Source organism: Enterococcus sp. S183_ASV_20 (assembly GCF_018919685.1).
In the GTDB taxonomy this organism is placed as follows: domain Bacteria; phylum Bacillota; class Bacilli; order Lactobacillales; family Enterococcaceae; genus Enterococcus; species Enterococcus faecalis.
In genome coordinates this window covers 1-968 of record NZ_JAHLRI010000152.1, presented here as the reverse complement: position 1 = coordinate 968, position 968 = coordinate 1, and the positions used below count along the sequence as shown (strand labels likewise).

Sequence of the window (968 nt, the reverse complement as noted above, 5' to 3'; positions counted from 1 at the left end):
ATTTTAGGAGATGAAGCGTTTGATTGGACGATTGACGAAACGAAATATCGCTACCCTAATCATACAGGAATTGATCACTATGATCGCTTTAAAGAGGACATTGCGTTGTTTGCTAAAATGGGCTTCAAATGTTATCGATTTTCAATTGCGTGGTCGCGTATTTTTCCACAAGGAGATGAAACACAACCGAATGAAGCCGGCTTGAAATTTTATGATGCGGTTATCGATGAATGTTTAAGCTATAACATTGAACCAGTAATTACGATTTCTCATTATGAAATGCCACTGCATTTAGCGAAAGAATACGGCGGGTGGAAAAATCGTCAATTAGTTGACTTTTATGAACGTTTTGCGGAAACTGTTTTAACACGTTACCACCAAAAAGTTAACTATTGGATGACATTCAATGAAATTAATTCAGCTTTTCATTTCCCAGCACTTAGTCAAGGATTGGTAAAAAGCAATGGAGCCAATGATTATCAAAACATTTTCCAAGCATGGCATAATCAATTTGTTGCAAGTAGTAAAGCTGTAAAAATTGGCCATGAATTAAATCCAGAATTACAAATTGGATGTATGATTATTTATGCAACAACGTATGGCATTGATTCGAATCCAGTCAATCAAGTTGCTACAATGATTGAAAACCAAGAGTTTAATTATTATTGTACAGATGTTCAAGTTCGTGGTGAATATCCAGCATACGCAGAACGCATATATCAAAAATATGCTGTGAAAGACTTAGTCATTGAAGAAGGCGATTTAGAATTATTAAAAGAATACCCAGTGGATTACATTGGCTTTAGTTATTATATGTCGACTGCTGTCGATGTTACTGGTACTACCAACGATACAGCAGATGGGAATCTTTTAGGCGGCGTTAAAAATCCCTTCTTAGAAGCAAGTGAATGGGGTTGGCAAATTGATCCCGAAGGATTACGAATTGCCCTAAATGAATTATATAATCG

At 36.0% G+C, this 968-nt stretch carries 1 protein-coding gene; it reads left to right on the top strand.

The window, feature by feature from the left end; all coding sequences use genetic code 11:
- On the top strand, positions 1–968 hold a 968-nt coding region (locus KQI94_RS16130), incomplete at both ends, for a glycoside hydrolase family 1 protein (RefSeq protein WP_216454662.1).